The sequence below is a fragment of the Sphingobium lactosutens DS20 genome (genome assembly GCF_000445105.1).
In the GTDB taxonomy this organism is placed as follows: domain Bacteria; phylum Pseudomonadota; class Alphaproteobacteria; order Sphingomonadales; family Sphingomonadaceae; genus Sphingobium; species Sphingobium lactosutens.
In genome coordinates this window covers 1-8,414 of the sequence record NZ_ATDP01000060.1, presented here as the reverse complement: position 1 = coordinate 8,414, position 8,414 = coordinate 1, and the positions used below count along the sequence as shown (strand labels likewise).

At 66.5% G+C, this 8,414-nt stretch carries 7 protein-coding genes and 1 pseudogene; all 8 read left to right on the top strand.

The window, feature by feature from the left end; translation table 11 throughout:
- Positions 1-260 (top strand): tyrosine-type recombinase/integrase (locus tag RLDS_RS0127650; RefSeq protein ID WP_031297391.1); only part of this gene is annotated, 260 nt, incomplete at its 5' end.
- Complete coding sequence (locus RLDS_RS32130) at positions 257-1,198, top strand: tyrosine-type recombinase/integrase (protein ID WP_020818723.1); 942 nt, start codon at positions 257-259, stop codon at positions 1,196-1,198. The genes RLDS_RS0127650 and RLDS_RS32130, both read left to right, overlap by 4 nt.
- Positions 1,195-2,187 carry a tyrosine-type recombinase/integrase gene (locus RLDS_RS32125; RefSeq protein WP_020818724.1) on the top strand — a complete coding sequence of 331 codons (993 nt, stop codon included), beginning with the start codon at positions 1,195-1,197 and terminating at the stop codon, positions 2,185-2,187. The genes RLDS_RS32130 and RLDS_RS32125 overlap by 4 nt, the downstream gene beginning before the upstream one ends.
- Before the next feature lie 109 nt (positions 2,188-2,296).
- Positions 2,297-2,425, top strand: a pseudogene (locus RLDS_RS55800) (zincin-like metallopeptidase domain-containing protein); the annotation flags it as partial.
- A 157-nt stretch (positions 2,426-2,582) separates the two neighbouring features.
- Positions 2,583-3,932 carry a tyrosine-type recombinase/integrase gene (locus RLDS_RS32120; RefSeq protein WP_021224415.1) on the top strand — a complete coding sequence of 450 codons (1,350 nt, stop codon included), beginning with the start codon at positions 2,583-2,585 and terminating at the stop codon, positions 3,930-3,932.
- Positions 3,929-5,716 carry a hypothetical protein gene (locus tag RLDS_RS32115; RefSeq protein WP_021224414.1) on the top strand — a complete coding sequence of 596 codons (1,788 nt, stop codon included), beginning with the start codon at positions 3,929-3,931 and terminating at the stop codon, positions 5,714-5,716. Before RLDS_RS32120 ends, RLDS_RS32115 begins: the two co-directional genes overlap by 4 nt.
- Positions 5,713-7,875 (top strand): hypothetical protein, encoded by a 2,163-nt coding sequence (locus tag RLDS_RS32110; RefSeq protein WP_021224413.1) that lies wholly within the window; start codon positions 5,713-5,715, stop codon positions 7,873-7,875. The genes RLDS_RS32115 and RLDS_RS32110 overlap by 4 nt, the downstream gene beginning before the upstream one ends.
- Before the next feature lie 169 nt (positions 7,876-8,044).
- The coding region (locus RLDS_RS32105) for an ArdC-like ssDNA-binding domain-containing protein (protein WP_021224600.1) at positions 8,045-8,414 on the top strand (370 nt) is incomplete at its 3' end.

Genomic DNA, 8,414 nt, shown 5'->3' with positions numbered 1-8,414 from the left:
AGGATAGCCAGATCGTCAACGCTATCATCAAGGATGCGCTCGATGCGACCGGTCAGAAGCCCGCTACGCCCTATGTGGGATCGCATGTTCTACGCCACAGCCTTGCCACGCAACTCATAAATCGTGGCGCTTCACTCGACGAGGTCGGCGACATGCTGCGCCACCGGTCGCGCGGTTCCACCATGATCTACGCCCGGCTTGAGATCGAAGGCTTGCGATCCATTGCCCAGCCCTGGCCCGTCGCGGGAGGTGCACAATGAGCCTCGCCAGCCAGCTTGACCGCTATCTCGCCGTTCGCCGTAGCCTCGGCTATGATCTCAGGACTTCCGAACGGGTGCTACGCCGCTTTATCCGCTTTGCCGACGATGCGGGTGCGCAGCATATCGACGCTGACCTGTTCCTGCGCTGGGACGCAAGTCAGCCTGCTGCCGGGTCGTCCACCCGGTCCGCTCGGCTCGGTATGGTACGGTTGTTCGCTCTTTGGTTGAGCAGTGTCGACTTGGCGCATGAAGCGCCGCCGCGCGGGTTGTTGCCGGATCGCACAATCCGCAAACGGCCATACATCTACAGCAAAGTCGAAATCGGTGACATTATCGCAGCCGCCAGCGAACTGCCTTCCACCTACGGAATGCGGGGGCTGACGTGTTCGACATTCTTCGGCCTCATCGCGGTAACGGGGCTCAGGATCAGCGAAGCGCTGGCGCTCGACACGAGCGACCTCGATGTTGCAACCGGTGTGCTGAGTGTCAGGCACGGAAAGCTGGGAAAGGAGCGCCTGCTGCCACTCGACCCGACTGTCGTAGACCGGTTGATCACCTACACCACAGAACGTAATCGGCTGCTTGGTCGAGCATCCACCCCCCTCTTTGTCAGATGTAATGGGGACCGGCTCAGCGAATGGTCGGCACGAGCCAGCTTCGCACGAGTAAGTCGAGCGATCGGGTTGCGGGAATACTCACGGTTCAAGCGGCACGGCAAAGGACCACGCATACACGACCTTCGCCACACCTTCGCAGTTCGCACCATGATCGACTGGTATCGTATGGGCAAGGATCCGGCGCGGGAGATGATCAGGCTGACGACCTGGCTTGGCCATGCCAGCCCCGACCATACGTTCTGGTACATTGAGGCGGTGCCCGAACTGCTCGAGCTGGCGATGGCACGCGCCACGCGCATTGGTTGGGAGGCGCAGCGATGACCTCCATGACTTTGCCAGCGCTGATCCAACGCTTCTTCACCGACAGACTGTGCGTCCAGATGGAAGCAAGCCATCATACCATCGCGAGCTATCGCGACACGTTCCGCCTGTTGCTGCGCTATGCCGGTTCGCGCCTTGGCAAACGACCAGTCGCTATCACGGTCGAAGATATCGACGTCGATCTGGTTGCCGACTTTCTGGTCCACACCGAAACAGCACGGGGCAACTGTGCACGTAGCCGTAACACCAGGCTCGCGGCGATCCGTTCGTTCTTCCGCTATGTGGCGATGGCCGATCCAACATGGATGCTGAACTGCCAGCGCATCCTTGCCATGCCTAACAAACGCTATGTTAAGCGCGCGGTCACGTTCCTGACCGCAGACGAAATCGCGGCACTGCTGGCCGTGCCGGATCGCTCGACATGGGCCGGAAAGCGCGATCACGCCTTGTTGCTGCTCGCGCTGCAAACGGGCCTCAGGGCATCAGAGCTGATCAGCTTGCGATACCGGGATGTTGTGCTCGGCACCGGCGCCCACGTCCGATGCGTAGGAAAGGGACGAAAAGAACGGTCCACACCGATCAGGCGGGAAACCGCCAAGATCCTGAAGGTATGGATTGGGGAGCATGGCAACAGCGATCGACCACTGTTCCCGTCGATCCGTGGCGAACGGCTAAGCCGCGATGCGCTCGAACATTTGGTACGCAAGCATTGCCTGGCGGCAGCGCGCACCTGTCCGAGCATCGGCGCAAAGCGGGTCACGCCGCATACCTTGCGCCACAGCACCGCGATGGACTTGCTCCACCATGGTGTCGATCAGGCCGTGATCGCACTGTGGCTGGGTCATGAATCGGTCGAGACCACGCAGGTCTACATCCACGCCGACATGCGCTTAAAGGAAAAGGCACTGGCGCGCGTCGCTGCTCCGGACGTGCCGACAGGTCGGTTCAAACCCGACGATCAGCTCCTCGCGTTCCTCGAAGGGCTCTGATTATGCCGAGGTGCCGCATGGCGGATGGCCGAAAAACAAGTCCTAGCCAACGCCATGCGGCATAATCAGGGTTACGGCATTATGCCCTTTATGCCGATATCGGCATAAGACCCACTGGTCGGGCCATTCCAGCCGACTCGCACGGACCTTCGGCAAGCGCTTCGGCGACAAGGCCTATGCGTTCGAAGAACTGGTCGCCTTATCTGGACAGTCTGCGCCGTCCGCAACATTGCAGTAAGGTCGGCGATGGACGCCCACGGTAGGCAGTAATCAGGCTGGCCGTAGCGCTGACCCAAGAGCTGGCGGAGGCCAGCCTGATAGCTGCCGGGCCATAGCGCGCATCGGTGTGAAGGTCAGCTTCCGGGTGGGGGGTCCGGGGGGAGGGCTTCGCGCCGGTGTCGATCATTACTGTTTGCGAGCGTCGCGAGGCCAGGGGCCTCGATGCGCATGTGCCGCTGATCCAGCGCGACGACGCGCTCTACGATCCCGATCTGGATCGCTTCTTTCTCGACCTGCCGCTGTCGGGCGTCCGCTCGCGGCACTCGCTTCGCGCCTACGCCTATGATGTCGTAGTCTGGCTTCGTTTTCTCGATGCCTGCGGCAAGACCGTGTGGGCTGCGACCCGCGACGATGTCGACGCCTATCATCGTGAGCGACGCCGCGACGATGCCGATCACCGGATAACGGCGGCAAGCTGGAACCGCGCCGTCGCCAGCCTCGATCGCCTTTACCGTTGGGGCGAGCAGCAAGGGTTGATCGCCGACGCGCCGTTCAGCCGCCGCGCCGTGTGGCGACCGGCGCAAGGTGGCCGTCGCGGCATGATCGCGGCGCGCAACGATGCCTATGAACGTGTCGCCAGGCGATCGGATGTCCGGTTCGTCACGATGGACGACTACCGCATTTTCCGCGAGGTCGGCCTGCGCGGGCTCACCCCTGACGGCACGGAGCGCCCCGGCGCTCGCGACCGTAATGGGCTGCGCAACGCGCTGTTCGCGGATCTTCTCGTCACCACCGGCCTGCGCCTCGAAGAGGCGTCGGGCTTGCTCACCGTCGAGCTCGCGGCGATCGACCGCGAGGACGGTGACGTCCAACAACTTTGGTTGCCCCTTCCGCCGCCGCTCACCAAGGGCGACCGCGGACGCAGCGTTCTGGTCCCACGCCGGCTGCTTCGTCAGATCGCCGCCTATGTCGCGGTCGAGCGCGCCGCGGGCGTGGCCAAGTTCGCCGCGCGCGACGGTGCGGCCAGCTTCGACCGACCGATCCCTGTCACCCGCGCCGGTCTCGACCGCATGCGCGATATCTGCACCCCGGAGGAACGATGCCGCCTGATCCTGTGCGACGAGGATGGAACGCCCCGCGAGCCGGCGGCGCTATGGCTGACCGAGGTCGGCCAGCCTGTCCGCCCCAACTCGTGGGAGGTGATCTTCACCCGCGCCTGCAAGCGGTGCGCACAGAACGGCTTCCCGCTGTCGATCAGCCCGCACCAGCTTCGCCACGCCTTCGCAGTCCATATGCTCGCCTTGCTGATCCAGCAGCGGCTGCGCGAAGCGGCATTGCCGGTGGGGCCGGTGGAGAGCTATCGGCTGATCCTGGGCGACCCGCTGCAACAGGTGCAACGCCTGCTTGGCCACGCCAGCCTCACCACCACCTATATCTACCTCGACCATATCGCGACCCGCGCCGATACGGTGGACGCGGCCGTCGAGGAGCTGCTGGCGTTACTGCCGGGGCCGCAAGGCGTATGAGCGGGCGTCCCCGCAAGGGCCGGCCTGTCGCCTTTGCGCCGATCACGCCGGAGCGATCGCAGCCCGATCCTGTGCTCGGCCTCAAGTTCACCATCGAGGCGCGGCATGGCGGAACGGTCCTAGTCGATATGACCGGGCTCGATCCTCGCCCACTCGCCATCGCTTTCGCCGGTGCGCTGCGTCGATCGGCGGCGCTCGGCGGCCCCATCGGTGCGGCCAGCGTCATCAAGCAGTATGTTCAGGTCTATCGCCACTTCTTCGCCTGGCTTGGCGATGATGCGCCGGAGGTGACCGGCGTCAACGACCTGCGCGCAGTCCATATCGATGGCTTTGCGTCCGCGCTCGAACGGCGTGGGATGGGCGCGATCCACCGGCACATAACGGTCGGCAAGGTCATCAACACGCTGCGCGCGATCGAGGCAGACCGGCCCGATCGGATCGCGCCCGACCTGCATGAGCGGCTGCGCTACACGCTGGCCACTTCGGCGGGCCGCTCGACCCCGCGCGATGCCTATAGCCCCTTCGTCGCCCGCGCGCTGCGCGACGCCGCGAGGGCCGATATCGAAGCGATGCTTCGCCGCCTCGGCGCCGACGACCGCACTGATGAGGGCGACCCTGTCGTCGCCAGGGCGCGCGCCGATGTCGAAGCGATCATCGCGCGGCAGGGCTTTATCGTCGCAGACCAGCCCGCGCTGAAGCGCCTCTATTTCATGCGCATGCGGCGCGGATTGCCGATCAGCACGCTCATCGACGACCTGCATGGCCGCCATCATCTGCTCGCGCGCGATCTGCCGGCGCTGCTCGTGCTGCTCACGCTCGATACCGGCCTCGAGCCGGAGTGCCTGAAGACGCTGACCGTGGATTGTCTCACCAACCCGCATGCCGGCACGGTGGAGCTGCGCTATCTGAAGCGCCGCGCCCGCGGTGCCGAGCACAAGAGCATGCGGGTCCGCGATGGTGGTAGCGGCACACCCGGCGGCCTCATGCGTCGCCTGATCGACGTCACCGCCGTCGCACGCGAGCATCTGACCGACGATTGCCTCTGGCTCTATCACAACGTTGGCGGCCTTCGCGCCGGCATCGTCGATCCCAAGTTCCAACTCGCCGCCTGGGCTCGTCGCCATGGTATCGCCGGCGATGATGGGAAGCCGCTCCATCTGCTGCTTTCCCGGCTGCGCAAGACCCACAAGGCGTTATGGTACACCAAGACCGAGGGGCATATGGCCCGCTTCGCGGTCGGTCACACCCGCGAGGTTGCGGCGCGCCACTATGCCGATCTGCCGTCGCTCCGGCCGTTGCACGAGGCGGCCGTCGCCGATGCCTTCCGCGCAGCGGTCGCTGCGGCGATGCCGACCGTGCTTCCACCCACCGCCGAGCAGGCGCTGCGCGAAGCGCCCGAACAGGTCGCGTCGCTGATGTCGGCTGATACGGTGGGTCCGGTGCTCGACGGCGAACAGGATGTCTGGCTCGCCGCCTGCGCGGGCTTCCATAGCAGTCCTTTCGCCGAGCCCGGTTCGCCCTGCGCGCAGCCCTTCTGGGGCTGCCTCGATTGTCCCAACGCCGTCATCACCGCGCGCAAGCTCCCCGCGATCCTCGCCTTTCTCGCGTTCGTCGAAGAGCAGCGATGCAGCCTGCCGGCGAGCGACTGGGCCGCCAAGTTCGGCCGCGTCCACACCCGGATCACGGTCCAGGTCCTGCCGGTCTTCTCCGATGCCGTTATCGCCGAAGCGCGCCGGCAGATGGGGAGCGAACGGCTCTATCTGCCGCCGGAGGCACGCGCATGACCACGCCCGTCCATGCCCTCGTGCCCGCGTTCGACGATCGCCCTGTGCTGGCGAGCGCGCCGCTCAAGGCGGGCCATGCCCGCGAGGAGCTGTCGCACGTCGGCGACCCGACCTGGGATCTCGGTCCCGCCGTCTTCCGCGAGAACGCTCGGCGCTGCCACGTCACCGTGCATTTCGACGTGCTCGAACATGCCGATGTGCAGGCGGCAATGCGCGCCTATCTCTACGCCCGCCTCAACGTCGGTCTTCCCGGCTACCACCCGAAGCTGCCGCCCGCCAGCATCCGACAGGCATTCAACCGGGCTCGCCGGTTCTTCGCCTTCGCGCGCGAGCGGCTTGGGCGGCTCGACCTGGGCCGCATCGATCAGGCGCTGATCGACGCTTATGCGCGCCACCTGCGGGATGATTCAGCGCGGCGCCCCGTCATCGTCGGCCAGCTCTTGCAGGTGGTCACCGATCTCTACCATCTCCGGGATCACCTGCCTGGAGGCGGTCTCGGGTTCGAGCCGTGGGCCGGGCAAGCGGCTGCGCGCGTCGCCGGATATCGGCATGTGCGCGAGAACCGCACCCCACGCATGCCGGAGGAGATTGTCACGCCGCTGCTCGCCTGGTCGCTGCGCTATGTCACGACCTTCGCGACCGATATTCTGGCGGCTCGGGTCGCGCTCGATCGGCTCGAGGCAGTCCGCGCTCGGCTGCTCGCCGCCGAACGCGGACTGCCTGATGCAGAGCGCCGCCTGCGGCAGCGCGCGCGCCTCGAGCGCTATCTCGCGCGCCGAGCCCGGCAAGGACGCGGCGTGCCCATCTGGACGACGGCACACAACGGCGCCACGCGCATCGATCCCCTCACCGGGGATGCAACCCCGCCGATCAACGCCCATCTCCTCCATTTGCATGCCGGCATCGATGCCGTCGCCGAGCCGGCCATGCATCTCATGCTCACTACCGGCGCACCGGATGTCATTCGCGAAGCGGTTGCATCGCTTGGTACCGAGGTCGGCGGCATGGACACGCCGATCTCGATCGCTCCCGAGAGCGGTCGGCCATGGCGTGCCCGCTTCGACGTGAAGACCCTAGCGATCGAGGAGCGGATGCTGCAGGCCGCCGCCTATATCGTATGCGCCTATCTGACCGGCATGCGCGACTGCGAGGTCCAGGCGATGCGGCGCGGCTGCCTCTCGATCGCGCGCAGCGAAGACGGCCTGATCGAGCGGCAACGCGTCCGATCGACCCTCTACAAGCGCCGATCGAGCGCCGGTGAGTCGGCGAGCTGGGTGACGATCGAACCGGTGGCCGAGGCGATCACGGTGCTCGAACGGCTGTCGGAACACGCGGCACGGAAGACTGGAAGCGACACGCTCTGGCCGGTGCTTCGTCCCCGCGCTGTCACCAAGACGCATCTGTCGAGCGAGGTGGTCCGCCAGCTCAACGCCTTCCGCGACCACCTCAACACCGTCTTCGGCAGCCCCGATGCGCCGGTCATCCCACCCGGCCCCGATGGCAAGCCGTGGCGCATCACGACGCGGCAGTTCCGGCGCACCATCGCGTGGCACATCGCCAACCGTCCGTTCGGCACCATCGCCGGCATGATCCAGTACAAGCATGCCTCGGTCGCCGCTTTCGAGGGCTATGCCGGGACCAGTGGATCGGGGTTTCGCGCAGAGGTCGAGGCGCAGCGCCGGCTCGGTCAGATTGACGATCTGCTGGACTATTTCGACCGGCGGCAGGGCGGCGCATCACTCGGCGGACCGGCGGGACCACGCATCGCGCGGACCCTCGACGATGCCGCCGTTAAGCTCGGGCCACTGCCCGCCATGATCGCCGATCGGGCCCGCCTGCGCGTCATGCTCGCCAGCGTCGCGCGCACCTTCCATGTCGGCCCGCTCGCGGATTGCTTCTTCGATCCCGCGACCGCGCTCTGCCTCAAGCGCGTGACGACCCCCGATCCCGCGCAGCCGCTTACCGCCCTGTGCGAACCGACCCGCTGCCCCAACGCCTGCATCACCGCCCGCCACAGACCGGCCTGGGAACGTGCGGCGGCCGATGCCCGGGCGCACTTACGCGAACGGCGCATCTCCGACCTCCAGCGTCAGGCGCTCCAGCGCGAGCTTGATCGCCTGACCGCGGTGATTGCCGGGATCGACCCTCCCGCGCCGTAGACCACCCCGGCTGTTGGCGGAGTCCTGCGCCGGTCGGCGCGCCCGCGCAACGGCTTCGCCGTCCTTCGCTTCGCTGCGGCCCTGACGGGTGCGCGAGCCCCCCTGTGCCCGGCGCGAACGGGCCTCCGCCGCCGGGGATGGTCCCCGGCGCGAGAACGGAGAACATATCATGTCAGCCTCACCACGCTCAGACGTCTACGCTCGCGTCACGCAAGCGATCGTCGACGCCATCGAAGCCGGCACCGGCACCTGGCGCATGCCGTGGCATCATTTTGGCGCCGACGTCACCCGCCCGACCAACGTCGCCAGCGGCAAGCCCTATCGCGGCATAAATACGATCTCGCTCTGGGCGGCCGCCTATGGCAGCGGCTACGCGAGCGGGGTCTGGGGCACCTATCGCCAGTGGCAGGCGCTCGGCGCGCAGGTCCGCAAGGGCGAGCACGCCAGCCTCGGCGTCCTCTGGAAGGAGTTTCGCGCGAAGGGTGACGACGCCGGCGGCGATGACGACCATCGACGGCTTTTCGCCAAGGCGTTCAGCC